This is a genomic window from Streptomyces sp. NBC_01515, from assembly GCF_045040345.1.
Classification (GTDB): domain Bacteria; phylum Actinomycetota; class Actinomycetes; order Streptomycetales; family Streptomycetaceae; genus Streptomyces.
In genome coordinates this window covers 1,146,916-1,172,870 of record NZ_CP109416.1, presented here as the reverse complement: position 1 = coordinate 1,172,870, position 25,955 = coordinate 1,146,916, and the positions used below count along the sequence as shown (strand labels likewise).

Here is a 25,955-nt window from a genome sequence, read left to right as displayed (position 1 = left end):
ACCACCCCTTCATGCCATGTACCTTTCAATCGTTCAACGCGTGTAGAACTCCCCAACTACCGTTCTACGCGCGCAGATCAGGCGCCCGCACCGCACCCTTCCCCATCCCCTCACGGAGGTTCGACGGATGCTTGGATCCAGAAGATCCCGCCGCAGACTCACCACCGCCCTCGCCGGCCTGGGACTTTTCGTCACGGGGGCCGCCCTCCAGGTCACCACCACGGCCGCGCCCGCGCACGCGGCCACCACGAACCGCGTCCTGTTCGACGACGGCCACGCCGAGGAGGCGGGCAACGCGGACTGGATCATCTCCACCAGCAAGCCCGACCCGCTGTCCCAGGACTCCTCCCCGTCCGCCGAGACCGACTGGACCGGGGCGCTCTCCTCATGGGGCGTCGCCCTGCAGAAGACCGGCGACTACAGCCTGAAGACCGCCACCAGCGCGCTCACGTACGGCGGTTCGTCCACGACCGACCTGTCGAACTTCGACACGCTGGTCCTGCCCGAGCCCAACACGCTGTTCACGACGGCCGAGAAGACCGCGATCATGACGTTCGTCCAGAACGGCGGCGGCCTGTTCATGATCTCGGACCACACCGGCGCCGACCGCAACAGCGACGGCGAGGACGCGGTCGAGATCCTCAACGACCTGATGACGAACAACAGCGTCGACTCGACCGACCCGTTCGGCTTCTCCATCGACACCCTCGACATCAGCTCCGGCTACCCCGCCGCGATCAGCGACAGCACCAACGAGGTCCTGAACGGCGCCTTCGGCACGGTCACCAAGAGCCTGATCGCCGACGGCACGACGGCCACCCTCAAGCCCGCCGACAACGCGAACGTCAAGGGGCTTGTGTACCGCAGCGGTTACTCCGGGAACACGGGCGCGTTCTTCGCGACCAGCACCTTCGGCAGCGGACGCGTCGCGTTCTGGGGCGACAGCTCACCCATCGACGACGGCACCGGCCAGTCCGGCAACACGCTCTACGACGGCTGGAACGACACCGGCGCCACCAACGCCGCCCTCGCCCTGAACGCCACCGCGTGGCTGTCCGGCGACGGCAGCAGCAGCGGGGGCGGCGGAGGCGGCGGCACCTGCACGGCCGCCCAGCTGCTCGGCAACCCGGGCTTCGAGTCCGGCAACACCACCTGGACCGCCAGCAGCGGCGTCATCACCACCTCCTCCAGCGAGGCGGCCCGCACCGGCTCCTACAAGGCATGGCTCGACGGTTATGGATCGGCCCACACCGACACCTTGTCCCAGTCGGTGACCATCCCGTCCGGCTGCTCCGCCACGCTCAGCTTCTATCTGCACATCGACACGGCGGAGACCACCACCAGCACCGCGTACGACAAGCTGACGGTCACCGCCGGATCCACCACCCTGGCCACCTACTCCAACCTCAACGCGGCCTCCGGATACGTCCTGAAGTCCTTCGACGTCTCCTCCCTGGCCGGCACCACCGCCACCATCAATTTCAGCGGCGTCGAAGGGTCCACCCTCCAGACGTCCTTCGTCATCGACGACACCGCGCTCAACGTCAGCTGACGACGACCGGTGACCGGTGGGGCCCGGCGGCGGCCGGGCCCCACCGGTTCACGGGGTCTACGGGTTCATCGTGCCGGGATCGTCCGCTCCGGTGTGTTCCAGCCGGAGACCCGCACCCGTGGCGCCGACCCGTGCAGGTCCGCCGTCCGGTAGGTCGCCGTCAGTGTCGTCGACTCCCCGGGCCACAGGCTCACGTCGTTGTCGGACCACCGCACCGGAAGCACCGGTTTGCCCGCCGAATCCACGAGATGGACGTCGGTGAGGAGTGAAGGCGTCTTCTCCGAACCCTTCCCCGAGCCCTTGCCCGTCCCGGAGTTGCGCACCGTGACCGTCGTGGTCGACGTGCCGTGCGCGCCCGCCCTGGTCGACGCCGTCGCCGAAATCGGCGCCTGCGCCATCGAGTTGAGCCCCTTGAGGTCGGCGTAGCTCGTCGTCGGCGTGTAGTACCAGTCGGTGTGCGCCCAGTCGAGCGTGTCGGGCTTGCTGGAGAGCCAGTACACGTTGCGGCTCACCTCCTTGCCGGACGCGTCGGTCAGGGTCAGCCGTACCAGGTACGTCGTCGACAGCCCGCTCACCGTCGAGGGCGCGGGCAGGGTGAGCGCGGTGCTGTGCGCGCCGCCGCCGGAGACCTTCACCCCGGTCACCTTCTTGTCGTACTTCCGTGTGCCGTCGGTGTTGAACAGGGTTGCGCGGGCGGTGAGTTGGCGTGCCGACGCGGTCCGGTTGTTCACCACGACGACCGAGCGGTTGTCGTACGAGTACTGGATGTGCAGCGGCTCGTTCGCCTTCTTCGCGCCGAAGTAGGCGCCGCCCTGGTCGAGGTAACGGTCCATCAACTGCCAGTGCAGCGAGGTCCATCCGCTGTTGAACATCCAGTAGACGACCCCGGTCGCGGGCTTCGAGGCGTCGGTGGCGTTGCGCTCGTACGCCTCGAACTGGGCCCGGACGTTCTCGTATTGGGCCAGCTGCGCCTTGCGGACGTAGTCGGTCAGGCTCGTCGGTGGGCCGTAGCGGCCGGTGAGGGCGTTGTCGTAGAGCTTGAGGGTGTTGAAGGTGGAGGACGGGGAGCGGTGGTACTGCTTGGCGCTCGGGTCCTTCCAGAGGGTGGCCAGTTCGGCCGGGGTCATCATGCGGCGCAGGGTGTCGAGGGTGGGGATGTCGGGGCCCGCGCTGGTCTCGGAGTTGAAGCCGGTGGCGCCGCCCTCGCGCTTGGCGTACCAGTAGTTCGGCGGGATCCAGTCGTACGGGCCGGTCATCTTCATGCCGGAACTGCCGCTGACCGGCGAGGAGTTGTCGGAGGCGGCGGCGACCACCGGGGTGTTCCAGTCGGCGGCCTTCAGGGCGTCCAGGTACGTCTTCTCGATCTTCGCGTCAGGGGCGAAGTCGCTGCCGATGAGGAAGGAGATCACGCTCGGGTGGTCACGCAGCCGGGCGGCCTCGGCGGCCATCGACGCCTTGGCGACCGGGTAGTCGGCGGCGGTCCACTTGTCGCCGGTCTCGTCCCCGTTGACCTGGCCCTCCCACTTGTCGCAGCACTCCCAACCGGGCAGGGTCAGGATGCCGTAGCGGTCGGCCAGGTCGAAGAACTCGTCCGGCTCGATGTGCCCTTCCAGACGGATGGTGTTCAGGCCCAGATCGAGGGCGTACTTGAGGCGGTCCTCGACGTACGTCCGGTCCCAGCGCAGGAACTCGTCCGGTGACCAACCGCCGCCCTTGATCAGCAACTTGCGGCCGTTGACGCGGTACTGGCGGTCCCCGGCGGAGTTCAGCGGGGCCTGCACGTCGCGGATGCCGAAGGTCTGGTGCACGGTGTCGGAGGGGGCGCCGTTCACGGAGGCGGTGAGGTCGAGGCCGTAGAGCGGCTGGCCGCCCATGCCCGCGGGCCACCAGACCTTCGGGGAGGTCAGGTGGAGGCCGAAGGTGATGCTTCTCGTCTCGTGTGCGGCGAGGGAGACCGACTTCTCGAAGGTCGAACTGCCGATGCTGCCCCTGACCTTCGTGGTGACGGGCGCGTTCGAGTCGTTGCGAGCCCGCGCCTTCACCGTCAGGTCCGCGGTGGCGAGCGACGGGACGGCCAGCTTCGTCACCACGTGTGCGTCGCGCAGCGCGACCGGGCCGCCGCGCCGGACGAGGACGTCACGGACGATGCCCATGTTCTCGTCGGGCGGCGGCTGGAGCCAGTCGATCCAGCCCATGGTGAGGTTCTTGTTCGGGTCGTTCGGCCGGATGCGGAAGGCGACCGTGTTCGTGCCGGAGCGCACCAGCGAGGTGACGTCCAACTCGTGCTGTGTGTAAGCACCGTTGACGTCCGCGGCCTTGGCGATCCGCTTGCCGTTGACGTAGACGTCGGCCGCCGAGATCACCCCGCTGAAGTCGAGGTAGGTGCGCCTGCCGGGGTCCGCGACCGTGAAGTCGCTGCGGTACCACCACGGTACCTGGAAGTCGGCCTTCGGGATCTTCTGCTGGTTGGTCGAGTAGAACGGGTCCGGGTAGACACCGTCGGCGATCAGGGCCGCGAGGACGGTCGAGCGCGCGCCGGCCGGGTACCAGCCGGCCGCCGGATAGCCGGGGGAGGAGACGGCCGCGGCGGAGTCGGTGACCTTGGCGGACGACTGGATCGTGTAGCCGGACAGCGGGGTGGCGGTCCCGGCGGTCGAGCGTACGGCGGTCACCGGGACCTGCGCGCGGTGCGGCGGGGACGACTCCCGGGCCCCCGCCCACGCGCTGGTGGTGAGGGTGCCCAGCAGGCCGAGCGCGACCGCGGCCGTGGCGAGACGGCCTCTGAGGAGTGGGGGAACGGCGGGGCGGTGGAACACGGCGGTCTCCAGCCTCGTCAAGTTAGGAAGCTTTACTAACCGCACCAGAAGGTAGGGCGCTCGACGATGCCTGTCAAACACCTGTGTCCGTGGGTGAGTTGCTCAGGACGCCGAATGGCGCTCGAACACGAGGTCTCGCGCGGTGCCGAGCGCGGTGGCCACGGCACCCAGCAGCACCGCGTCCTCGCCCAGCGCGCTGGGCACGATCTTCGGCCGGAGCGGAGTGAGCGCGCGCAGGTTCTCCCGCACCGGACGCAGCAGCAGATCCACGCTGTGCCCGACCCCGCCGCCCAGGACGACCAGGTCCGGATCGAGGACAGCGGCAGCGGCCGCCACCGTGTGCGCGATCCGCTCGCCCTCCAGCTCAACCGCCTTGATCGCGGCGGCGTTTCCCTGCCGGGCCGCGTCGAACACGGCCTTCGCGGTGAGCTGCTGCCCGCTCATGCCGAACCGGCGGGCCGCCTCCACGACGGCCACCCCGGACACCGCGTCCTCCAGCGTCTCCGGCTTCTGCTGCCCCGGCCACGGCAGGAACCCGATCTCCCCGGCACCGCCGTGCGCCCCCGTGAACAGCCGCCCCTCGCTGACCACCCCCATGCCGAGACCGGTGCCGATCAGGATGTACGCGAACAGCCGGCTGCCCGCGCCGACGCCGTACGTGTACTCGCCCAGCGCCGCGAGATTCGCGTCGTTGTGCACCTCCAGCGGGACGCCCAGCTCCTCCCGCATCCGGTCGAACAGCCCGGCCCGGCCCCAGCCCGGCAGATGCATCGCGTACCGCACCCGGCGCCGCTGCTCGTCGTAGACACCCGGCGTGCCCACCACGGCGTGCACCACCGCGGCCGGTTCGACCTCGGAGTTCGCGACGACCTGGTGCGCGGTGGCGACCACCAGCTCGGCCATCGCACCCGAGCTGCGGGCCCGGTTGCGGACGTCCGCCCGGGCCACCACCTCGCCGTCCAGATTGGCGACCGCGACCCGCAGCCAGCTGCGCCCGACGTCGATCCCGAGCGCGTACCCGGCGGACGGATCGGGGGCGTACAGCACGGCGGTCCGGCCGCGCTCCGGGGCCTGGGTGCCGACCTCGTGGACCAGTCCCGCCTCCTCCAGGGCGGCCAGCGCGCTGGAGACCGTCGGCTTCGACAGGCCTGTCTCGCGGGCGAGTTGGGCGCGGGAGGCGGCACCGGCGGTGCGCAGCCGGTCGAGCAGCAGTCGCGCGTTGGTACTGCGCAGCCGCTGACGGCTCCAAGGCTGGTCCGGTCGCTCCACGGCGTCACTGACGGGCATCGCATCATTCTCCGGTATCCGGGACAGCCTCTTGACGAGTCTAGTAAGGCTCCTTAACTTTATCGCCCAGTCACCCGCGCCGGACCACCCCGCATCCCTCTCGCCGTATTCCTCTCCCCGTGACCAGCCCCAGGAGTCCCCATGTCCGGTAGTCCGTCTCCCGGTAGCCAGCCCCCCGACGGCGGGTTCGTCCGCCGTGTCGGCCTCTTCCAGGCCACCGCCATCAACATGAGCCAGATGTGCGGCATCGGTCCGTTCGTGACGATCCCGCTGATGGTCGCCGCGTTCGGCGGTCCGCAGGCGGTGATCGGCTTCGTCGCGGGCGCGATCCTCGCGCTGGCCGACGGGCTCGTGTGGGCCGAGATGGGTGCCGCGATGCCCGGCTCCGGCGGCAGCTACGTCTATCTGCGCCAGGCGTTCCAGTACCGCACGGGTCGCCTCATGCCGTTCCTGTTCGTGTGGACGGCGATGCTCTTCATCCCGCTGATCATGTCCACCGGCGTGGTCGGCTTCGTGCAGTATCTCGGCTATCTGGCACCGGACTTGGGCAAGACGTCCGGCGACCTGATCGGCCTCGGCGTGATCGCCCTGGTGATCCTGCTCCTCTGGCGCGGCATCGAGAACATCGCCCGCATCACCGCCGTGATGTGGACGGTGATGATCGCGTCGGTGTTCCTGGTCATCGTGGCCGCCGCGAGCGACTTCAGCGCGCACCTCGCCTTCACCTACCCGGCGCACGCCTTCGACCTGGGCAGCGACCACTTCTGGCTCGGCTTCGCCGGCGGCCTCACCATCGGCATCTACGACTACCTCGGCTACAACACCACCGCCTACATGGGCGCCGAGATCAAGGACCCCGGCCGCACGCTGCCGCGCTCCATCCTCTTCTCCATCGTCGGCATCATGGCGATCTACCTGATGCTGCAGATCGGCACGCTGGGCGTCATCGACTGGCACCGGATGACGAACGTGAACGACATCGCCTCCACCTCCGTGGCCTCGGCGGTCCTGGAGAAGACCTGGGGCAAGGGCGCCGCCGACACGGTCACCGTCCTGATCCTCATCACGGCCTTCGCCTCCGTCTTCACCGGCCTCCTCGGCGGCTCCCGGGTCCCCTACGACGCGGCCCGCGAACGCGTCTTCTTCCGCCCCTACGCCAAACTCCACCCCAAGCACCGCTTCCCGATGCTGGGCCTCGCCACCATGGGCGTGATCACGGCGATCGGTTTCCTCATCGGCCGCCACACCGACCTGGCGACCCTGATCCAGTTGCTCACCACGGTGATGGTCATCGTGCAGGCACTGGCCCAGATCATCGCCCTCACGGTCCTGCGCAAACGCCAGCCGGCCCTGCGCCGCCCGTACCGCATGTGGCTCTACCCCGTACCGAGCATCATCGCCTTCGTCGGCTGGTGCGTGATCTACGGCTACGCGGACCGGAACTCCCCGGGCCGCCACCCCATCGAGTGGTCCCTCGCCTGGCTGGCCCTGGGCTGCGTGGCCTTCCTGATCTGGGCCCGCTTCGAGAAGGTGTGGCCGTCCGGCCCGAAGGAGATCACGGAGGAGTACCTCGTGGAGGCGACCCCGGACACGGAACCGGCCGGTGCCTAGCGGCAGTTGACCCAGCCGGTCGCGGCCAGCACGTCCTCCGCGATCTTGACGACAGGGCGCCCGTCGGTCACCACCCGCACGGTGTCGACGGGCGCGCGCTGGTCCAACAGCCGTGCTTTGCGGGTGCTGTTGGCCAGATCGTGCGCCAACTCGCTGCGGTTGTTTGTCTGTTGAGGTGTTCCGTCGGAGGCGATGAGTGGCGTTCGGGCGATGAGCAGTGCCTCCGCGTGATCCACACGAGCAGCGTGCCAGGCGATACTCGTGCGGTCGAACGATATGGGGAGGCGGGCCAGTTGGAGGAAACGGCGCTCGGCGGAGGCGCCATCAACGCGGTCGTCCGGGTCGGCGAGACCGTACGACGCACTCCGACCCCGCCGGAACGGTCGGCCTTCGTCACCGGACTGCTCGCGTTGTTCGAGCGGCGGGGGTGGGCGGGGGCACCGCGCTTCCTCGGCACGGACGAGCGAGGGCGGGAGGTGTTCCAGTACATCGAGGGCCGGGCGGCCGTCAGCCCCGACGAGCGCTCCGCCGCCCGCACCGACCACAGCCTGGTGCGCGTTGCGCAGCTCGTCCGCTCCTTTCACGATCTGACGCACGGCACACCTGAGGCCGGTGACCAGGACGTCGTCTGCCACAACGACCTCGCCCCCAAGAACACCGTCCACGACAGCGCGTGGCACCCGCTGGCCTTCGTCGACTGGGACCTGGCGGCCCCCGGCGAGCGTGTCCACGACGTCGCCCACGTCTGCTGGCAGTACCTGGACCTCGGCCCGGGTGTCACCGACGTGCCCGAGGCCGCCCGCCGGATCGCGCTGATCTGTGAGGCGTACGGACTCGACGAACTCGGTGACACCGACCAACTCCTCGACACGGTCCTGTGGTGGCAGGACCGGTGTTGGCGGGGCATCGAGGCCGGTGCCGAGCGCGGTGAGCGGGGCATGGCCGGGCTGCGGGCGAGCGGGGTCGTGGACGAGATCCGGGGCGCGCACGACTGGGTGGCCGCGCACCGGCGGGAGCTGGGCGCGTTCCTGCGCTGAGGCGCCGTAGGAGATCGGAATGAATCGGACGAAGCTCGCGACCTTGACATGCAGGTAACTGCCTGCATAACGTTGAGTGTGCGATCCGAACATGACTCAGGGATGGACGCGGTCTTCAAGGCGCTGGCCGACGAGACCCGCAGACGTCTGCTGGACCGGCTGCACGAGGACAACGGGCAGACGCTCGGTGAGTTGTGCGGGCGCATCGACATGACCCGTCAGTCGGTGACCCAGCATCTGGCCGTTCTGGAGGCCGCGAACCTGGTCAGCACGGTGCGGCGCGGGCGGGAGAAGCTGCACTACCTCAATCCGGTCCCGCTGCACGAGATCCAGGAGCGCTGGATCGACAAGTTCGAGCGCCCGCGACTGCGCGCACTCGGGGCCCTGAAGCGACGAGCCGAGGAAGCCATGACCGACAAGCCGACATTCGTCTACGTCACCTACATCGCGAGCACCCCCGAGAAGGTCTGGGACGCGCTCACCGACGCCGACCTGACCGCCGCCTACTGGGGCCACCGCAACGTGTCCGACTGGCAGCCGGGCTCCCGTTGGGAGCATGTGCGCGCTGACGGTTCCGGCATCGCCGATGTCGTCGGCACCGTCGTCGAGAGCGAGCGTCCGACGCGGCTCGTGACCACCTGGACCTCGCCGGAGAACGAGGGGCAGGAGGACAAGTACTCCCGCGTCACCTACGGCATCCGGCGCCACGAGGACATCGTGCGTCTGACCGTCACCCACGAGGACCTCGCCGACCAGGGCGAGCTGTCCGACGTGTCCGGCGGCTGGCCGGCCGTGCTGTCCAACCTGAAGTCGGTCCTCGAAACCGGCAGCCCCCTCCCGCAGGCGCCCTGGCTGGTACCGGGCGGCCACTGAAGGGGGCGGAAAAGGGGGTGTGCCTTCCTTCCGGGTTCCTACGGCCGGTTTCCGGGGTCGGTCGCTACGGCTTGGGAGTGCTCCGCGCCGCCGTACCGGCACACACCAGGCCCATCAGCACGGCCAGTCCGCCGATGATGACGTTGTTGAGGATGACGCCCTTGTCGGGGTTGCTGCCGACGATCCACGGCGAGACGATCATCCAGACACCCAGGGCGCTCATCGCCCAGCTGAGGCCGTACATGCGTTCCGGCGCCCTGGTGAACCCGAGGGCCAGCAGGCCGATCGCGATGCCGACGATCAGGTTGTGCGGCACGAGCGCGGGCTGGCTCGTCGTGTAGTGGAGTATCCACGGGGACACGGCGCAGTACAGACCGAGCAGGAACACCGGTCCGTCCACGAGCGCCACATCGCGTCCACCGAGCATGCGGGCGTAGCGTGCCTGCATTTCGGAGACATCAGGGTGGCTCGCTATGTCACCTCTGGTGTGCGAGACGTTGGCCATGACTCGTCTCCTTTGACTTCGCTGGCCTGACCGCGTCTGGTGCGGTATGCGGCAAAAGCCGCTTATCCCCATAGTGCTCTTATTTCGCCTTTATGTGTAGTGGTCAGCCTGTTCGTCCTCCTGGAGGCGGCGGCGCAACTGGTGGAGCCCGCGACGCGCATGGCTTTTGACCGTGCCGAGCGGCCAGCCGGTGCGCCGCGCGATCTGGGTCTGGGTCAGGTCCTCGTAGTACGTCAGCCGCAGCACCCGCTGTTGGGGCGCGGGCAGCCTGGCCAGCTCGTGCAGGACCAGGACGCGGTCGAGAACCGTCTCCGGCTTCCGCGTGACCGGATCGGCGAGGGCGAGCGACGAGCCCGCGGCGGCCAGGAGGTGCAGGCGACGGGTGCGGGCGGACAGCGCGTCGGCGATCCCACGCCTGGTGATGCCCACGATCCAGCCGCCGATCGACCCGCGCTCGGGACGGAAACCCCGCCGCCCGCGCCACACCCCGAGGAACACCTCCTGCGTCACGTCCTCGGCTTCCTTGACGTCGCCCAGCGAGCGCCGCGCCAGGCTGTGCACCAGCGGCGACCAGCGGTGATACGCGGCGGCCAGGCAGTCCTCGTCGCCCGCCACCAGCCCCCTGGCCAGCTCCTCGTCGGTGAGCGAGTCCGCCGCCGGGCTCGGGCGGACGGCGCCGGGCTGCGGGCTCATGGCTGCGACTCCTCGCGCGTCGGACGGCGACTGTCCGGTCATCGTGCGAGCAAGGGATCAAGGCCATCAACTCGCGTCGATTCTGCGTCGTATAGTCGCCGGATGAGCGAAATGCCCGCAGGCGGAGACGCCGCGTATCCGTCAACGGCCGAAGTGCCCCTGACGACCGGTGCGTTGGCCCGTCGGCTGGGCGTGGCCCCGACCACACTGCGGTCCTGGGAGCGTCGCTACGGCATCGGTCCCGCGGTCCGCGCCGAGGGACGGCACCGGCGCTGGACCCCGCGGGACGTGGCACTGCTGGAGGCGATGTGCCGGCTGACCTCGTCGGGCGTACCGCCGGCCGAGGCGGCGCAGGCGGTGAAGAGGGCCGCCGGTCCGCAGGTGGAGCCGGTGCCCGTACGGAGCCGGAGGTCACAGGCCCCCGGTGCGCTGCCCCTCGGGGACGTGCGCCAGGAATGCCGCGGCCTGGCGCGCGCCGCCGTCCGGCTCGACGCGCCCGCCGTCGAGCGTCAACTGGCCGATGCGGTCGGCCAGTACGGCACCGTCGTCGCCTGGCAGGAGGTGATGGTGCCGACGCTGCACGCGGTGGGGCGCAAGTGGGCGTCGTCGGGGGACCGTTACGTCGAGGTGGAGCACCTGCTGTCCTGGCACGTCTCCACCGCCCTGCGCCGACACACCCCGCCTCCCGGGCCACAGGCCGACGTCTCGCCGGTCGTCCTGGCCTGCGTACCCGGCGACCAGCACACCCTTCCCATCGAGGCGCTCAACGCCGCACTGGGTGAACTCGGCCTCCCCACAAGGATGTTCGGCGCCGCCGTACCCGCCGAGGCGCTCACCACGGCGGTTCGGCGGCTGGGCCCGGCGGCCGTCGTCCTGTGGGCGCAGGCGCGCTCCACCGCGAGCCCGTCGCTGGCCCGGCACCTCGCCGACATCCGGTGGGGAGTGAAGGGGGCCAGGCGACAGCCCTCGGTGGTACTGGCCGGTCCCGGCTGGTCCGGCACTCCGGTGCGGGGCGCGCTGCGGCCGGCGACGCTCGCGGATGCCGTGGACGCGCTGTCGGGGTTGTACGCGGCACGGCCCTGACCGGGGGCCTCAGCCACCTTCCCGACCTCGCCTGAACCGCGCGAGCCCGTCCGCGAGTTCGACGATCGGATCCGGATAGTCGCCGAGCGCCGCTTGGTCAAGTGCCCTGAGTTTCCACGGCTCGTGCACCAACGGGCCGTCCAGCCCGGCGAGTTCGGGCACCCAGCGGCGGACGTACGCGCCGTCCGGGTCGTACCGCTTGGCCTGCGTGACGGGGTTGAGGACCCGGTTGGGGCGCGAGTCGGTGCCGGTGCCCGCCATCCACTGCCAGTTGAGCTGGTTGTTCGCCACATCGCCGTCGACCAGCAGGTCGAGGAAGTGCCGGGCGCCGATGCGCCAGTCGACGTAGAGCGTCTTGGTGAGGAAGCTCGCGGTCAGCAGGCGTCCGCGGTTGTGCATCCAGCCCTCGTGCCGCAGTTGGCGCATCGCCGCGTCGATCAGCGGATAGCCGGTGCGGCCCTCCTGCCAGGCCGCGATGTCCTCGCGGGCCGTGCGGTCGGACCGCCAACGGTCGTGTTTCGTACGGTAGTCGGCGCCCGCGGCCGAGGGCCTGGCCGCCAGCACCTGGCGGTGGAAGTCACGCCACGCGAGCTGCCGTACGAAGGCCTCAGCGCCCGGACCGCTCAACTGCCGGGCTCGATGGGCCAGTTCGACGGGCGAGAGGGTGCCGAAGTGGAGATGGGGCGAGAAGCGGGAGGTGGCGTCCGCGGCCAGGGCGTCGTGCAGGTTCTCGTACTCGGCGATGCCGTTGCGCAGCCACCGGCTCAGCAGCTTGCGGCCCTCGGTCTCGCCACCGGTCGCCAGGCCCGGCGACAGCCCAACGAGGCCGGTACGGGAGGGGAGTTCCTCGGAACCGACATTGTCCGGGACCCGCACGGTGCGCGGTGCGGCGAGCGGGGTGCGCAGGTGCTGCCCGGACCAGTGGCGGAAGTACGGCGTGAAGACCGCGAAGTGGTCCGAGGAGGCCGGGGTCACCGCGCCCGGGGCGACGGCCGTGGTCACGGTGTCGTGGACGTGCAGCCGCCGCCCCTCCGCCTCCAGCGCCCGCCGCAGCCGCTGCTCGCGCCGCCGCGCGTAGTCGCTGACGTCGGCCGCCATGTGGACCTCGTCGGCGTCCGTCTCGGCGGCCACCTTGCACACCTCGCCGACGACGTCACCGGACCGGATCACCAAGTGGCCGCCCCGTTCCCGCAGGCCGGCGTCGAGGTCGCGCAGACAGTCGGCGAGGAACGCCAGGCGGTTGGGCGCGGCGAACCCCGCGTCCGTCACGCCCCGGTCGCGGACGAACAGCGGGACCGTCCGGCGGGCCTCGGCGGCGGCGCGCAGCGCGGGATGGTCGTGCAGGCGCAGGTCGGCGGTGAACAGGGCGACCGAGACGTTCATGGTGCGCACTCCGGGAGACGGGAAAGGGGGTCGTGAGGTGCTTCCGGTCCGGCGCGCCCGGCGGATGCGGCTGTCACCCGACGGGCGTACACGCTCCCGGCGCCGTCCCGCCGCCGGGGGAACTTGGCATGTCGGCGTCGATCGGGGGCAGGTGAACAGGTACGACGGTTCCCATGGGGCACCGAGGAACGATGCTGGAGGTGTCTGCGGACATGGGCGCGAAGGTGTTGAAGCGGTTTTCGGCGGGGGCTCCGCGCGGATCATGGCCTGCCGAGGAGTTCGCGGCCCGGCGCCGCGCCGAGGGTGAGCCCGCCAGCGTCGTCATGGACCTGAAGTCCGACGCGTTCCTCGTGGTCGTTCCGATGGGCGACGAGGACTGACCGTACGACCCCGGCCCGGGGCGACCACAGCCTCAGGCGGGTGTTCCGCTCAACTCCCGTGCTCGCCGTACGAACGCCTCGTGCAGATCCCCGGCCGCCTGCGGTACGGACTCTGCCCGGCGGCGGCGCAGCATCAGCAGGACGCGGGCCGTGTCGCCGGCGATCGGCCGGTAGGTGATCGCGCCGAGCCGCTCCAGCGGGTCCCCGACCACGCTGAAGTCGGGCAGGACCGTCGCCCCGAGCCCCTCCGCGACCATGAGCTTGCCCATCTCGGCGCCGTCGGTCGAGTACGCGAAGGCGGGACCCCGCCCGCCGAGCAGCCGGTGGACATAGCGGTGCATCACATAGCCGGAACGCATACCGATCAGCGGCTCGGTGAGGAGGTCGTCCACACCGACCGTCGGCCGGGACGCCAGCGGGCTGTCGGGGCGCATGCACACCACGGGCAGCCCGGACAGCAGCTCGGTGGACTCGAAGTCGGCCGGCATGTCGTCGCCGTCCAGGTGATTGACCAGCCCGAGATCGAACCCGCCCTCCGACAGCGCCCGGTGGATGTCCGTCTGCTGCGCGCCGACCACCTCGACCTGGGTGAGCGGATGCGAGGCGCGGAAGTCCCGCACGACGGGAAGCAGCAGCGGCACGGTCGCCGCGTTGACCGTGCCCACCCGCACCATGCGGCTGATCCGGTGCTGCTCGCCCGCCGCCGCCCGCAGCCGGTCCACCGCGTCCAGCACGTCGACGATCTTCGGCAGCAGTTCGCGGCCCTCCGCGCTCATCGTCGCGCCCGTGCGTTTGCGCTCCAGGAGATCGACGCCGAGTTCGCGTTCGAGATTGCGTACGGTCTCGCTCAACGCGGGCTGTGACAGGCGCAGTTCCTCGGCGGCCCGGCGCAGGGAGCCGAGCCGGGTGACGGCCGCTATGTATTCCAGCTGTTCGGTGCGCATGCCCGCAGAATGCGGCCGATTTCCCGGGCTGTTCAAGGGTTTCCCTGTCACACGTTCGTGAAATTCAATGGTCCGCGATACGAGACCGGTCGGGTTTTCCTTGACGGTCCCGGCGGACGGCTGCCACGATCGACGGCATGATGATGCGACTGGACCTCACGCGGCGACGCCATGTCGACCTCGCGCGCGTCTCCAGCGCCTCCTGTTGCACCGCGGCCTGATCCCCGTCACCTCCGTCCTGTGATCCGCCGCCCTCTCTCCATCCCCGCCTGAATTCCGTCCTTTCGCACGTCGTGTCGCGTGCCCGGAATTCGGCGTGCCCGGAATCACATTCCGCAACAGGAGTTCCGCATGCCCGCAGAGCCCGTGAAATTCGCCTACTGGGTCCCCAACGTCAGCGGGGGACTCGTCACCAGCAAGATCGAGCAACGCACCGACTGGGGCTACGAGTACAACCGCGAACTCGCCGTCCTCGCCGAGAACAACGGCTTCGAGTACGCACTCAGCCAGGTCCGCTACATGGCCAGCTACGGCGCCGAGTTCCAGCACGAGTCGACCAGCTTCAGCCTCGCCCTCCTCCTCGCCACCCAGCGCCTGAAGGTCATCGCCGCCGTTCACCCCGGCCTCTGGCACCCGGGCGTCCTCGCCAAACTCGGCGCCACCGCCGACCACTTGTCGAACGGCCGCTTCGCCGTCAACGTCGTGTCCGGCTGGTTCAAGGGTGAGTTCACCGCCCTCGGCGAGCCCTGGCTTGAGCACGACGAGCGCTACCGCCGCTCCGAGGAGTTCATCCAGGCCCTGCGCCAGATCTGGACCGAGGACCACACCGAACTCGCCGGAGACTTCTACCGGTTGCGCGACTTCTCCCTCAAGCCCAAGCCCCTCAACACCCCCGAGCGCCCGCACCCGGAGATCTTCCAGGGCGGCAACTCCACCGCCGCCCGCGCGATGGCCGGCCGCGTCTCCGACTGGTACTTCTCCAACGGCAAGGACTTCGACGGCGTCACCGAGCAGCTCGCCGACGTACGCCACTCGGCCGCCCAAGTCGGCCGTACCGCACCGAAGTTCGGCCTCAACGGCTTCCTCATCGCCCGGGACACCGAGGCCGAGGCCCGTGACACGCTCCGGGAGATCGTCGCCAAGGCCGACCGTGAGGCCGTCGAGGGATTCGGGGCCGCGGTGAAGCAGGCCGGGCAGTCCTCGGCCGACGGCACGGGCATGTGGCAGGACTCCACGTTCGAGGACCTCGTGCAGTACAACGACGGCTTCCGTACGGGACTCATCGGCACCCCGGAGCAGATCGCCGAACGGATCGTCGCCTACAAGAAGTTGGGCGTCGACCTTCTCCTGCTCGGCTTCCTGCACTACCACGAGGAGGTGGAGTACTTCGGCAAGCGGGTGCTGCCCCTCGTGCGCGAACTGGAAGCCCAACTCCCCGACGGCGAGACCGAGTCCGTCTCCGTGCACGCCTGATCGCACCCCACTGCGAAAGAGGACACCCGCATGAGCACCGTCACGCCCACCGACTGGCAGACCCGCCCGGCTCCGCGATCCGCCCAGGACTGGATCGCCCGCGCCGCCGAGGTCGCCGCGCTCCTCGACACCGACGCCGCCGCCCGCGACCGGGCCGGCGCCACCCCCTACGCCGAGGTCCAACTCCTCAAGGAATCAGGCCTCGTCACTCTGCTCGGCCCCACGGAGCACGGCGGCGGAGGCCAGGACTGGCCCACCGCCTACCGCGTCGTCCGCGAGATCGCCAAGGCCGACGGCTCCATCGGCCAACTCCTCGGCTACCACTACCTCTGGAACTGGGCCGCCCGCCTGGTCGGCACCCGCGAACAGTGGGAGCGCGTCGAGGCCGAGGCCGCCCGCAACCAGTGGTTCTTCGGCGGCGCCGTCAACCCGCGCGACAAGGACGTCACCGTCACCGAGGACGGCGACGACCTCGTCTTCACCGGCCGCAAGTCCTTCTCCACCGGCAGTAGGATCTCCGACGTCACCGTCCTCGAAGGCGTCCTGGAAGGCACCGACCAGCACGTCTTCGCGATCGTGCCCTCCGACAGCGAGGGCCTGACCTTCCTCGACGACTGGGACAACATCGGCCAGCGCCTCACCGAGAGCGGCGGCGTCATCCTCGACGGCGTCCGCACCCCGTGGTCCTCGGCGGCCGGCTACGTCGACAAGGAATTCCGGCCGCGCACGTACAACACGCTCAACGTCCCGACCATCCAACTCGTCTTCGTCAACTTCTACTTGGGCATCGCCGCCGGCGCCCTGGAGACGGCCGCAACCTACACCCGCACCAAGGCCCGCTCCTGGCTGCACGGCGGCTACGAGCGCGCGGTCGACGAGCCCTACGTCATCGATACCTACGGCGACCTCACCGCGAAGCTCTGGGCGGTCGAGGCCCTCGCCGACACGGTCGCCGCCGAGGGACAGAAACTGCACGAGGACCCCGACGCCGTCACCGAGAAGACCCGCGGCGACTTCGAAGTACGGGTCGCCGCCGTCAAGGCACGCGCCACCGATGTCGCCCTGGAGATCGGCAACCGCATCTTCGAGGTCACCGGCGCCCGCTCCACCGCCACCTCCGAGGGCCTCGACCGGTTCTGGCGCAACGTCCGCACCCACACCCTGCACGATCCGGTCGCCTACAAGCGACGCGAGGTCGGCCGCTGGGTCCTTGAGGGCGAACTGCCCGAACCCACCTGGTACTCCTGACCGAACTGCCCCGGGGCGCCTGCTGGTTGAGCGGGCGCCCCGCCTCCCCGAAAGAGGACCCATGGCCACCGTTCTGTCCGTCTCCGGCAGCCCCTCCGTCTCCTCCCGCACGAATCGCCTTCTACGGCACCTGGACAAGCGGCTGATCGCCCAGGGCCACGAGGTGATCCCGCTCGACGTGCGCACCATCCCCGCCGAGGCCCTGCTCGGCGCGGACTTCCGCCACCCGGCCATCGTCGAGGCCACCGAACTGTTCGCCCGCGCCGACGGAGTGGTCGTAGGCACCCCCGTCTACAAGGCCTCCTACTCCGGGGTCCTCAAGGCGCTGCTCGACCTGCTCCCGCAGTACGCCCTCACCGGCAAGACCGTGCTGCCGCTCGCCACGGGTGGGTCCACCGCACATGTGCTCGCCATCGACTACGCGCTCCGCCCGGTGCTGAACTCCATGGGCGCGGCCCACATAGTCCAGGGCTGGTTCATCCTCGACAAGGACATCACCGCCCACGAGGACGGCTCGCTGACCGTCGCCCCGGGCACCACCGAGGCGCTCACCCAGGTGGTGGACCAGTTCTCGGCGGCCCTCGGCCGTACCCCGCTGCTGGCCGCGGCGAGCTGACCACGATGACCGACCGTGCGACCGCCCACGTGATCGCGGACGACGCCGAGGCCCTCGCCCTCGCCGCCGCGCTCGCCGACGAGTTCCGGACCGGGGCCTCGGCGCGCGACACCGAACGCAGGCTCCCGCGCGCCGAGTTGGACCGCCTGTCCGACTCCGGACTGCTCGCCGTCACTGTGCCCGCCGACCACGGGGGCGCCGACGTCAGCGCGGAGACCCTCGCCGAGATCTTCCGCCTCCTCGGCTCGGCCGACGGCAGCCTCGCCCAGATCCCGCAGAGCCACTTCGCCTACGTCAATGTGATCCGCCGTCAGGGCACCCCGGACCAGCGGAAGTTCTTCTTCGCCGAGCTGCTGGCGGGCCGTCGCTTCGGCAACGCCCAGTCCGAGGCCGGCACCAAACACGTCCAGGACATCCGCACCCGCCTGACACGTCAGCCGGACGGCTCGTACCAACTGACCGGCGTCAAGCACTACTCCACAGGCGCCCTCTTCGCCGACTGGATCCCCGTCCTCGCCCGCACCGAGGACGACAACCTCCATGTCGCGTACGTCCCGAGCGACGCCGAGGGCGTCACGGTCGTCGACGACTGGGACGGAATGGGCCAGCGTACGACGGCCAGCGGCACGGTCCGCCTGGAGGCGGTCGCCGTCCCCGCCGACCGCGTCCTGCCGCACCACCTCACCTTCGGGGGGCCCCAACTCCACGGCGCCGTGGCCCAGTTGCTGCACGCGGCCATCGACGCCGGGATCGCCGGGGGAGCGCTGGCCGAGGCCGCCGAGTTCGTCCGGACGAAGAGCCGCCCCTGGTTCGAGAGCGGGGTCGAGACCGCCGCCGAGGACCCGCTGCTGATCCAGCGGTTCGGTGAACTCGCCATCCAGGTAAGGGCGTCCGAGGCCCTGCTGATCCAGGCGGGCAAGGCCGTGGACGCGGCGCGTGCCAACCTCAACGACGACTCGGCGGCGGAGGCCTCCATCGCGGTCGCGGCGGCCAAGGTGCACGCGGCGCAGACCGCCGTCGAGGTGGCGGGCGCCCTGTTCGAGGTGGCGGGAACCCGCTCGGCCCTCAACTCACTCAATCTGCACCGGCATTGGCGCGACGCCCGCACCCACACCCTGCACGACCCGGCCCGCTGGAAGATCCAGCACATCGGCCGCTACGTGCTGAACGGCACCAGGCCACCCCGCCACGGCCTTCTCTGACCCACCCGCAGGACAGTCCAGACAGGAGCCCCCACGTGTCCCTCACCTTCCACTGGTTCCTCCCCACCAACGGGGACAGCCGCCATGTCGTGGGCGGCGGTCACGGCACCCCCGCCACCGCCTCCGGGCGGGACCGGCCGCCGACGGTCGCCTACCTGAGCCAGATCGCCCGCGCGGCGGAGGACCTCGGCTTCGTGGGCGCCCTCACGCCCACCGGTGCCTGGTGCGAGGACGCGTGGCTCACCACCGCGATGGTCAGCCAGAACACCGAACGCCTGAAGTTCCTGGTCGCCTTCCGCCCCGGCTTCGTCTCACCCACGCTCGCCGCGCAGATGGCGTCCACGTTCCAGCGGCAGACCGGCGGACGCCTGCTCCTCAACGTCGTCACCGGCGGCGAGAGCCACGAGCAGCGGGCTTACGGGGACTTCCTCGACAAGGACGACCGCTACCGCCGTACCGGCGAATTCCTGCAGATCGTACGGCAGTTGTGGGACGGCAAGACCGTCGATGCGGCCGGTGAGCATCTGCGCGTCGAGGACGCGAAGCTGGCGCGGCTGCCCGATCCGGTGCCCGAGGTGTACTTCGGGGGATCGTCGCCGATCGCGGGGGAGATCGCCGCCAAGTACGTGGACGTGTACCTCACTTGGGGCGAGCCGCCGGCCCAGGTCGCGGAGAAGATCGCCTGGATCAGGGGCCTGGCGGCCAAGGAGGGGCGGACGCTCCGCTTCGGCATCCGGCTGCACGTCATCACGCGTGACACGTCCGCGGAGGCCTGGGCCGAGGCGAACCGGCTGCTCGAAGGCTTCGACTCCGAGACCGTGAAGTCCGTACAGGCCGGGCTCGCGCGAAGCGAGTCCGAGGGACAGCGGCGGATGCTCGCGCTGCACGGCGGGAGCCGGGACGGCCTGGAGATCCATCCCAACCTGTGGGCCGGGATCGGGCTCGTCCGGGGTGGCGCCGGGACGGCGCTGGTCGGCAGCCACGAGGAGGTCGCCGAGCGGATCAAGGAGTACGCGGCGCTGGGGATCGAGGAGTTCGTGCTGTCCGGGTATCCGCACCTGGAGGAGGCGTACTGGTTCGGGGAGGGCGTGCTGCCGAGGCTGGCGGCGGAGGGTGTGTGGCAGCACCCTGTCGGTGAGCAGCGGGCTTCCGCGGCACAGGTGCCGTTTGCCAGTTGATTCGTGTGGGTCGCCGGGTCTGCGGGCGCGTGGTCAGAACCAGTGCAGGCAGTGCGGGGAGCGGTCGGCGCGGAAGAGGGCGTCGGCGCGGGTGGCCGCGTCCGGGCGGTGGGCCCGGATGTGTCCGGCCCGCACGAGGGTGCTCGGGGCGGTGCCGCCGAGGTAGACCGAGCCCAAGTCGCGTACGTCCAGGGACAGGTCGGGCTCCCGGCCCGTCGGCACACACTCGGCCTTGCCGTCCCGGACGGTCAGCAGATAGCGGCCGTGCTCGTCCAGGAACGGGTCGTCGACGGCGAGGACGAGTTCGCCGTCCGTGAACCAGCCGCGCGCGGTCAGCGCACGCGGCACGTCCAGCAGCCGCACCCAGAGCCAGTCCGTGTCGCCGCCCACCTCGCCGGCGCGGAAGTCCACGAGCTGCCAGCGCAGCGGGTGCTGGGGCGGGACGTGCTTGAACACCACCTGAGAGACCAGGTCGTGTTCGAGTACGAACCGGGCCAGGGCCGTGAAGACGGCGTCGTCGGTGGCGATGGTCTCGTCGACCGTCAAGGTCTTGCCCTCAGCGATCGAGTAGCTGGCGTACCCGTCCGGGACGCCGTCGGCATTCCGGTGGACGGCCACGTAACGCGGCGCCGGCGAGATCGGGGGCTGACCCGCGCGCAGGGCCCACCAGCGGTGCGGCCGGGACAGCGCGCCGGGCTGGGCGCGGCGGTACCTGTCGTAGACCTCTTCCAGGATCTCGCCGCACTCGGCACGACGCAGCACCTCGACGGAGCCGGTGTCCGGACCCGTCGCCGGTGCGTCGGCCGTTCCGCGCGCCCGGGGAACGGCGCGGGCGCCCTTGTGGCGCGGCACCGTCAGCCGCGCCGTATAGGTCGCCGGTCCATAGCCGAACCTGCCGTAGATCGTGGCCTCGGAGGCCAGCAGCACGGAGAGGACCTCCCCGCGGGCCCGCAACTCGGTGAGCTGATGCCGCATGATCGCGCTGAGCACGCCCCGGCGCCGGTGCGAGGGGAGGACGCCGACGGCGGTCACCCCGGGGGCCGGGACGAGGGTCTCGCCGGGCAGGGTGAGTTCGAAGGGGTACGTGGCCGCGGTGCCGACGGGCCGCCCGTCCGCCGTCAGGGCGAGCAGACAGCGGTCCATTTCGAGCGCCGACCACCAGAGCCCGCCGCCCTCGACCGGGGTTTCCGGGAAGAGCCCGAACGCCGCATGGACCGTGTCGACGAAGACGTCATGGTCCTCGTCGGTCGTGGGACGGATCTCCATCGCTGCCGCTGCCTCCCCGATACCGGCACCACCTCCCGTGGTGTCCCGCCACAATGCAGCGTCCCCCCGGGACCAGGTCAAGCGAATTACGGCCGGTCGGCCAGTGCCTTCAAGTGGGCCCTTCTCGACTCTGCCGTCTGACCTTGAACCAGTAGGAACAGGGCTTCCCGCGCGAGGCGTTGGGCCCTGTTCGTCAACGACAGCGACCTGCCGCCGCCGGCCACCACCGCTGCCGTGGTCGCCGTCATCAGCACCTCGTACGCCTGCGTCCTGAGCGCCAGCCGTTCCGCCAAGTGCTCGTGCGGTACCGGGTGGTCGGCCAAGTCGTAGGCCTGCGTGCGCACCTTGTCGAGACGCGTGCGCAGCGGGCCGGACGTGTCGTCGTCCAGCAGAGCGAGGGCCGCCTCCGCGACGCCGAAGACCGCCGGTGACGCATTGGTCGGTTTCGGGCGGTCGGTCCTCGCCCACTCCGCGTACGGCACGCGCAGGGCTACGGCGTCCTCCGGCAGCCACAGGCCGTTCAGTTCCAGGGACACCGTCCGGGATGCCGTGAGTGCCGCGAGCCGCATCGGGTCGGACGGACGCAGCCCCTCCTGTTCCCGGGCCTCCGTGAACGCGAACAGTGCCTCGTCCGCGTCCGTCACCCCCGCGAGCAGCATGACGTCGTTGAGGCCCCAGCCCGTGTACCAGGGCACCGTCCCGTCGAAGCGCCAGCCGCCCCGCTCCCGCGTGACCCGCACCGGGATCCGGGGGTGGGCGCGCAGGTGCGCGTACGCCACCCCGGACATCAGCTCACCTCGCGCGAGCGGGCCCAACAGGCGCTCCCGCAGCGGGAGTTCACTCTTCGTCAGCGTCATGACCGGCGTGTGGTGCTGTGTCTGCACGAACCACGTCGAGCAGCATGCCCCGGCCAGGATCTCCGCCGTCTCCCGCGCCACCGCGGCCGGCGCCGCCGAGCCGCCGTAGGCCACGGGGGCGCTCACGCCCAGCAGACCGGAGCGTTTGACCGCCTCGATGTGGCTTCCCGGGACGCCCTCCTGGTCGACCTGTTCGGCATGCGGGGCGAGGAGGTCGTCCGCGAGTCGGCGGGCGCGGGTGACGAGGGGGTGGGAGGTCATGAGGAGGATTCTCCCGATCGGCTCCGGGCCGGCCACGCGCGACGCTCCGGCCCGTGTCGTGGGACACGGGCCGGAGCGGCGGAAACGCGGGGGTCAGTCCGCCGAGCGTACGGCGGGCATCGCCAGGTCGACCGGGCCCGTGGCGCCGGGGGCGCTCTTGCAGGAGTCGTGGCAGTCCTTCTCCAGGCTGCAGCACAGGGAGCAGATCGGGCCGGAGTGGAAGGGGCAGTTCGCCACGTCGGGACGCTCGAAGTCCGTTGTGCAGACAGTGCAGTTGAGGATGACGGCCGAGGGGAGTCCGTCCGCGTCGAGCAGCGGCTCCGCCAGGTCGTCGAGGCGGGCGATGTAGTACTTGCCCTTGGTGAGGTACGCGAACAGGGGCGAGAGGACCATCGCCAGGAACAGGGCGATGAAGGGCGAGTAGGCCTTGGCGTAGTCGCCGAACGCGTTGAAGTACGCGGAGATGGAGACCGCCGACGCGATGAGCATCGAGCCGAAGCCGACCGGGTTGAAGTTGTACAGGTGGGCGCGCTTGAACTCGATGTAGGACGGGCTGAGTTTGAGCGGCTTGTTGATGACGAGGTCGGCGACGACCGCGCCGATCCAGGCGATCGCCACGTTGGAGTAGAAGCCGAGCACGGTGTTGAGGAAGCCGAAGACGCCGCCCTCCATCAGGGCCAGCGCGATGCCCACGTTGAGGAAGATGTAGACCACGCGGCCCGGGTGACGGTGTGTCAGGCGGGAGAAGAAGTTCGACCAGGACAGCGAACCGGAGTACGCGTTCGTCGAGTTGATCTTCACCTGGGAGAGGATCACGAAGAACGTGGCGAGGCCCAGGGCGACCGGGGCGGCGAAGGTCTTGAAGCCGTGCACGTACTGCTGGATGGGCTCGTTGGCCTTGGCCAGGCCCACGCTGCCGGCGATGTAGAAGGCGAGGAACGCGCCGCCCATCTGCTTCGCCGCGCCGAGGACGACCCAGCCCGGACCGGCTGAAAGGACCGCGCTCCACCACTTCTTGGCGTTCTCGGGGGTCTTGTCGGGCATGAAGCGCAGGTAGTCGACCTGCTCACCGATCTGTGCGATGAGGGACAGCGCTACACCGGCGCCCGCGCCGACGCCGAGCATGCTGATGCTGGAACCGGTGGGGGAGTTGCCCGCGAAGTGGGTGAACTGCGAGAACTTGCCGGGCTCCTGGATCGCGATGGACACGAACGGCGCGACCATCAGCACCAGCCACACCGGCTGCGTCCACACCTGCATCTTGGAGAGTGCGGTCATGCCGTAGATCACCAGCGGCAGGATGATCAGCGAGCAGATCAAGTAGCCGACGGCCAGCGGGATGTGCAGGCCCAGGTCCAGCGCCTGCGCCATGATCGAGCCCTCTAGGGCGAAGAAGATGAAGGTGAAGCTGGCGTAGATGACCGACGTGAGGGTCGAGCCGAGGTAGCCGAAGCCGGCGCCCCGGGTCAACAGGTCCATGTCGATGGAGTACTTGGCGGAGTAGTACGAGATCGGGATGCCGGTGAGGAAGATCGTCACCGCCGCCGCCAGGATCGCCACCATGGCGCTGGAGAAGCCGTTCGAGATCGCGATGGAACCGCCGATGGCGAAGTCGGCGAGGTACGCGATACCGCCGAGAGCGGTGGTGGCCACCACGTACGGCGTCCAGCGGCGGAAGGACTTCGGCGCGTAGCGCAGCGAGTAGTCCTCCAGGGTGTCGTTCTTCGCCCAGTCGTTGTAGGTCCGTCCGGCAGCCGTTGCCGGCGCCTCTTTGTCGACGATCTCCGTCACGACACTTCCCTCTTCCACGGGTGTGGGTCATCTCCCGGACGGCCCGGGGGAGTTGGACGGAAGAGTCACGCCGAATTGTTTCCCGACCGTTTCACCTGCTTTAAATGGAAGGGCTTTCAAAATTCTTTTGGCGACGCGCGTAGATTTAATCGATGCTTCCTGTGGAAACTATTCCTGGGGGAAGGTACTCTCGGTCGGAGCAGGTGGGAAGGTCAGAGCTGGGCGACGATGTCGAAGTCGAAGGCGTCCGCCCGGGCCAGGTACAGCCGTTGGCGGAGGTGATTGCCGTGCAGACGCAGTACGCCTCGCGGGCCCTCGTACGAGACGGTGCCGCCCATCGCGCACATGGTGCCCACATCGAGCGACCGCGCCTGCTCGGCCAGTGCGGCGAGCAGGCGTACGCCTTCGAAACACGACTCGCCGAGGCTGCCCACGACGGGTGCCTCCACACCGAAGCGGGCCGCGTAACGCCCGCTGAAATCAAGGCTTTCGGCGGTCGCCAGGGTCTCGAAGTAGCCGGCCGCCGCCCACAGTCCCTCGGTCGCCTCCGCGCCGGTGGACAGCAGGATGTTCTCGTCCATGTGCGTGCTCAGCCGCAGACACCGCTGATGCAGACCGTGCGCGGCGAACGCCCGGTTGAAGCGCGCCGCGTCGTCCCCGACCAGCAGCATCAGGACGGCGTCCGCCTCGCACCGCTCGATCCGCCGCAGCACCGGCCCGAACTCGTACGTCCCCAGCGGCACGAACACCTCGTCGCGCACCCGGCCGCCGCACTCCCGGGCATAGCGGCGCGCGGCCCGGGCGGTCACCCTCGGCCACACATAGTCGTTGCCCACCGTGCACCAGTGCCGTACGCCGGTCTCCTCCGCCAAGAGCCGCATGGCGGGCCGGAGTTGGGCCGCGTCGGTCTCGCCGGTCAGGAAGACGCCCGGCGTGCGCTCGCCGCCCTCGTACTGCGCGGTGTAGACGTACGGCACCCGGCCCGCGATGCGCGGCACCAGCGCCTTGCGGACCGCCGAGGTGTGCCAGCCGACCACCGCGTCGACCGCGCGTATCGACACCAACATCTCGACCTCGGCGGCGACTTGCTCCGCCGGCGCGCCGCCGTCCACCACGATCAGCCGGACCTCGCGGCCCAACACCCCATCGGTGGCGTTGAGTTCCTCCACGGCGAGCTGTGCGGCGAGTTCGCAGGACGGACCGAAGACGCCCGCCGGGCCCTGCAGGGGTACGACCAGTGCCACGACCAGAGTCCTGACCGGGCCGCTGATCCGCCCGGGTGGCAGGGGATGCACCAGGCCACCTCCGTGAGGGCGTGAGGGCACGGAAACCGGTCCCGGCCCCGGCGCCCTCGCAGAGGCTCGTAATCTGAACCGCACAGTAGACCTACCGGAAGGACAGCGGCAATGTCGTCCGTACCGTCGCCGGGCCTCGCCCACCTGCTGAGTCACGCCGAGCGGCGGCTGGGCCTGCGCATGACCGCCGTCCTGGCCGAGGAGAACTGCTCGGTCGAGCAGTGGCGCGTCCTGTCGGTCATCGCCGACGGCAAGGGCCACCCGATGACCGAGATCGCCGACCAGGTATTGATGCCGGCCCCGAGCCTCACCAAACTGGTCGACCGGATGGTCGCCGACAACCTCGTCCACCGCCGCCCCGACCGGGCCGACCGCCGCCGCGTCCTGCTCCACCTCACCGCCCGCGGCCGTTCCCTCCACCAACGCGCCGCGGACCGCCTGCTCACCGACCAGACCCGGCTGCTCGACGTGATCGACGACCAGGGCGACCTCGTACGACTGCTCGCCCGGCTCACGGCGGCGCTCGACGGAGAGCCCGCGGAGAAAAACCTGCCGGTGTCCTGAGGCGAGGTGTCGATCCGGCACCATGGCGTTCGTGTAGGAG

At 70.0% G+C, this 25,955-nt stretch carries 24 protein-coding genes; 13 read left to right on the top strand and 11 right to left on the bottom strand.

The genetic code is table 11. The annotated features are described in order from the left end of the window. Nucleotides 1-127: 127 nt before the first annotated feature. Nucleotides 128-1,552, top strand: a complete 1,425-nt coding sequence (locus OG407_RS04920; protein ID WP_405855336.1) for a hydrolase — start codon at nucleotides 128-130, stop codon at nucleotides 1,550-1,552. A 65-nt stretch (nucleotides 1,553-1,617) separates the two neighbouring features. Here OG407_RS04920 and OG407_RS04915 read toward each other — a convergent pair whose 3' ends face one another. Further along, on the bottom strand, nucleotides 1,618-4,368 hold the full coding sequence (locus OG407_RS04915; protein WP_405868285.1) for a glycosyl hydrolase 2 galactose-binding domain-containing protein: 2,751 nt from the start codon (nucleotides 4,366-4,368) through the stop codon (nucleotides 1,618-1,620). Nucleotides 4,369-4,470: 102 nt separating this feature from the next. After that, entirely contained in the window at nucleotides 4,471-5,655 is a 1,185-nt protein-coding gene (locus OG407_RS04910; protein ID WP_403594239.1) for an ROK family protein, read from the bottom strand. Nucleotides 5,656-5,796: 141 nt separating this feature from the next. Between OG407_RS04910 and OG407_RS04905 the strand changes: the two genes are divergently transcribed. Further along, nucleotides 5,797-7,266, top strand: coding sequence for an APC family permease (locus OG407_RS04905; RefSeq protein WP_405855334.1), 1,470 nt, complete (start codon nucleotides 5,797-5,799; stop codon nucleotides 7,264-7,266). Here the strand turns inward: OG407_RS04905 and OG407_RS04900 are convergent. Further along, entirely contained in the window at nucleotides 7,263-7,502 is a 240-nt protein-coding gene (locus OG407_RS04900) for a hypothetical protein (protein WP_405855332.1), read from the bottom strand. The two genes, OG407_RS04905 and OG407_RS04900, sit on opposite strands and share 4 nt — an antisense overlap. A 57-nt stretch (nucleotides 7,503-7,559) precedes the next feature. On the opposite strand from OG407_RS04900, the gene OG407_RS04895 reads away from it, so the two are divergent. Next, nucleotides 7,560-8,303, top strand: a complete 744-nt coding sequence (locus OG407_RS04895; protein ID WP_405855330.1) for a phosphotransferase — start codon at nucleotides 7,560-7,562, stop codon at nucleotides 8,301-8,303. Nucleotides 8,304-8,405: 102 nt separating this feature from the next. Next, nucleotides 8,406-9,176 carry an ArsR/SmtB family transcription factor gene (locus OG407_RS04890; protein ID WP_405855328.1) on the top strand — a complete coding sequence of 257 codons (771 nt, stop codon included), beginning with the start codon at nucleotides 8,406-8,408 and terminating at the stop codon, nucleotides 9,174-9,176. A 64-nt stretch (nucleotides 9,177-9,240) separates the two neighbouring features. On the opposite strand, the gene OG407_RS04885 is transcribed toward OG407_RS04890, so the two are convergent. Both OG407_RS04885 and OG407_RS04880 read right to left on the bottom strand, forming a co-directional pair. Further along, nucleotides 9,241-9,681, bottom strand: coding sequence for an SPW repeat protein (locus tag OG407_RS04885; RefSeq protein ID WP_403594228.1), 441 nt, complete (start codon nucleotides 9,679-9,681; stop codon nucleotides 9,241-9,243). 90 nt (nucleotides 9,682-9,771) lie between these two features. Then, entirely contained in the window at nucleotides 9,772-10,374 is a 603-nt protein-coding gene (locus OG407_RS04880) for a sigma-70 family RNA polymerase sigma factor (protein ID WP_405855326.1), read from the bottom strand. 102 nt (nucleotides 10,375-10,476) lie between these two features. Here OG407_RS04880 and OG407_RS04875 point away from each other — a divergent pair, with 102 nt between their 5' ends. After that, nucleotides 10,477-11,457, top strand: coding sequence for a MerR family transcriptional regulator (locus OG407_RS04875; RefSeq protein ID WP_405855324.1), 981 nt, complete (start codon nucleotides 10,477-10,479; stop codon nucleotides 11,455-11,457). A 9-nt stretch (nucleotides 11,458-11,466) separates the two neighbouring features. Here OG407_RS04875 and OG407_RS04870 read toward each other — a convergent pair whose 3' ends face one another. Beyond that, complete coding sequence (locus tag OG407_RS04870; protein WP_405855322.1) at nucleotides 11,467-12,840, bottom strand: cryptochrome/photolyase family protein; 1,374 nt, start codon at nucleotides 12,838-12,840, stop codon at nucleotides 11,467-11,469. Between the two features lie 191 nt (nucleotides 12,841-13,031). Between OG407_RS04870 and OG407_RS04865 the strand changes: the two genes are divergently transcribed. Beyond that, nucleotides 13,032-13,220, top strand: coding sequence for a hypothetical protein (locus OG407_RS04865; RefSeq protein WP_403594489.1), 189 nt, complete (start codon nucleotides 13,032-13,034; stop codon nucleotides 13,218-13,220). A 32-nt stretch (nucleotides 13,221-13,252) separates the two neighbouring features. Here the strand turns inward: OG407_RS04865 and OG407_RS04860 are convergent, their stop codons facing one another. After that, the gene (locus OG407_RS04860; RefSeq protein WP_405855320.1) at nucleotides 13,253-14,164 is read right to left on the bottom strand and encodes a LysR family transcriptional regulator; all 912 of its coding nucleotides are present in this window, start codon (nucleotides 14,162-14,164) and stop codon (nucleotides 13,253-13,255) included. 137 nt (nucleotides 14,165-14,301) lie between these two features. Here OG407_RS04860 and OG407_RS04855 point away from each other — a divergent pair, with 137 nt between their 5' ends. The 6 genes from OG407_RS04855 (at nucleotide 14,302) to OG407_RS04830 (ending at nucleotide 19,881) form a co-directional block, all read left to right on the top strand. After that, a complete protein-coding gene (locus tag OG407_RS04855) occupies nucleotides 14,302-14,385 on the top strand; it encodes a putative leader peptide (protein ID WP_351305882.1) in 84 nt (27 codons plus the stop codon). A 130-nt stretch (nucleotides 14,386-14,515) separates the two neighbouring features. Beyond that, nucleotides 14,516-15,637 (top strand): dimethylsulfone monooxygenase SfnG, encoded by a 1,122-nt coding sequence (gene sfnG, locus OG407_RS04850; protein ID WP_405855318.1) that lies wholly within the window; start codon nucleotides 14,516-14,518, stop codon nucleotides 15,635-15,637. Nucleotides 15,638-15,667: 30 nt separating this feature from the next. After that, nucleotides 15,668-16,885 carry an acyl-CoA dehydrogenase family protein gene (locus OG407_RS04845; protein WP_405855316.1) on the top strand — a complete coding sequence of 406 codons (1,218 nt, stop codon included), beginning with the start codon at nucleotides 15,668-15,670 and terminating at the stop codon, nucleotides 16,883-16,885. Nucleotides 16,886-16,946: 61 nt separating this feature from the next. Then, nucleotides 16,947-17,501 carry an NADPH-dependent FMN reductase gene (ssuE, locus tag OG407_RS04840; RefSeq protein WP_405855314.1) on the top strand — a complete coding sequence of 185 codons (555 nt, stop codon included), beginning with the start codon at nucleotides 16,947-16,949 and terminating at the stop codon, nucleotides 17,499-17,501. Nucleotides 17,502-17,506: 5 nt separating this feature from the next. Continuing rightward, nucleotides 17,507-18,703 (top strand): SfnB family sulfur acquisition oxidoreductase, encoded by a 1,197-nt coding sequence (locus tag OG407_RS04835; protein WP_405855312.1) that lies wholly within the window; start codon nucleotides 17,507-17,509, stop codon nucleotides 18,701-18,703. A 35-nt stretch (nucleotides 18,704-18,738) separates the two neighbouring features. Beyond that, a complete protein-coding gene (locus OG407_RS04830) occupies nucleotides 18,739-19,881 on the top strand; it encodes an LLM class flavin-dependent oxidoreductase (RefSeq protein WP_405855310.1) in 1,143 nt (380 codons plus the stop codon). 33 nt (nucleotides 19,882-19,914) lie between these two features. On the opposite strand, the gene OG407_RS04825 is transcribed toward OG407_RS04830, so the two are convergent. From OG407_RS04825 to OG407_RS04810, 4 genes are all read right to left on the bottom strand, one after another. Further along, nucleotides 19,915-21,147, bottom strand: coding sequence for a GNAT family N-acetyltransferase (locus tag OG407_RS04825; RefSeq protein WP_405855308.1), 1,233 nt, complete (start codon nucleotides 21,145-21,147; stop codon nucleotides 19,915-19,917). An 86-nt stretch (nucleotides 21,148-21,233) separates the two neighbouring features. Continuing rightward, entirely contained in the window at nucleotides 21,234-22,265 is a 1,032-nt protein-coding gene (locus OG407_RS04820) for an acyl-CoA dehydrogenase family protein (RefSeq protein ID WP_405855306.1), read from the bottom strand. Nucleotides 22,266-22,358: 93 nt separating this feature from the next. Further along, nucleotides 22,359-24,056: a purine-cytosine permease family protein gene (locus OG407_RS04815; RefSeq protein WP_405855305.1), complete on the bottom strand. Its 1,698-nt coding sequence runs from the start codon at nucleotides 24,054-24,056 to the stop codon at nucleotides 22,359-22,361. Between the two features lie 212 nt (nucleotides 24,057-24,268). Beyond that, nucleotides 24,269-25,351 (bottom strand): substrate-binding domain-containing protein, encoded by a 1,083-nt coding sequence (locus OG407_RS04810; RefSeq protein ID WP_405855303.1) that lies wholly within the window; start codon nucleotides 25,349-25,351, stop codon nucleotides 24,269-24,271. Nucleotides 25,352-25,462: 111 nt separating this feature from the next. Here OG407_RS04810 and OG407_RS04805 point away from each other — a divergent pair, with 111 nt between their 5' ends. Beyond that, nucleotides 25,463-25,915: a MarR family winged helix-turn-helix transcriptional regulator gene (locus OG407_RS04805; RefSeq protein WP_403594186.1), complete on the top strand. Its 453-nt coding sequence runs from the start codon at nucleotides 25,463-25,465 to the stop codon at nucleotides 25,913-25,915. Nucleotides 25,916-25,955 lie beyond the last annotated feature (40 nt).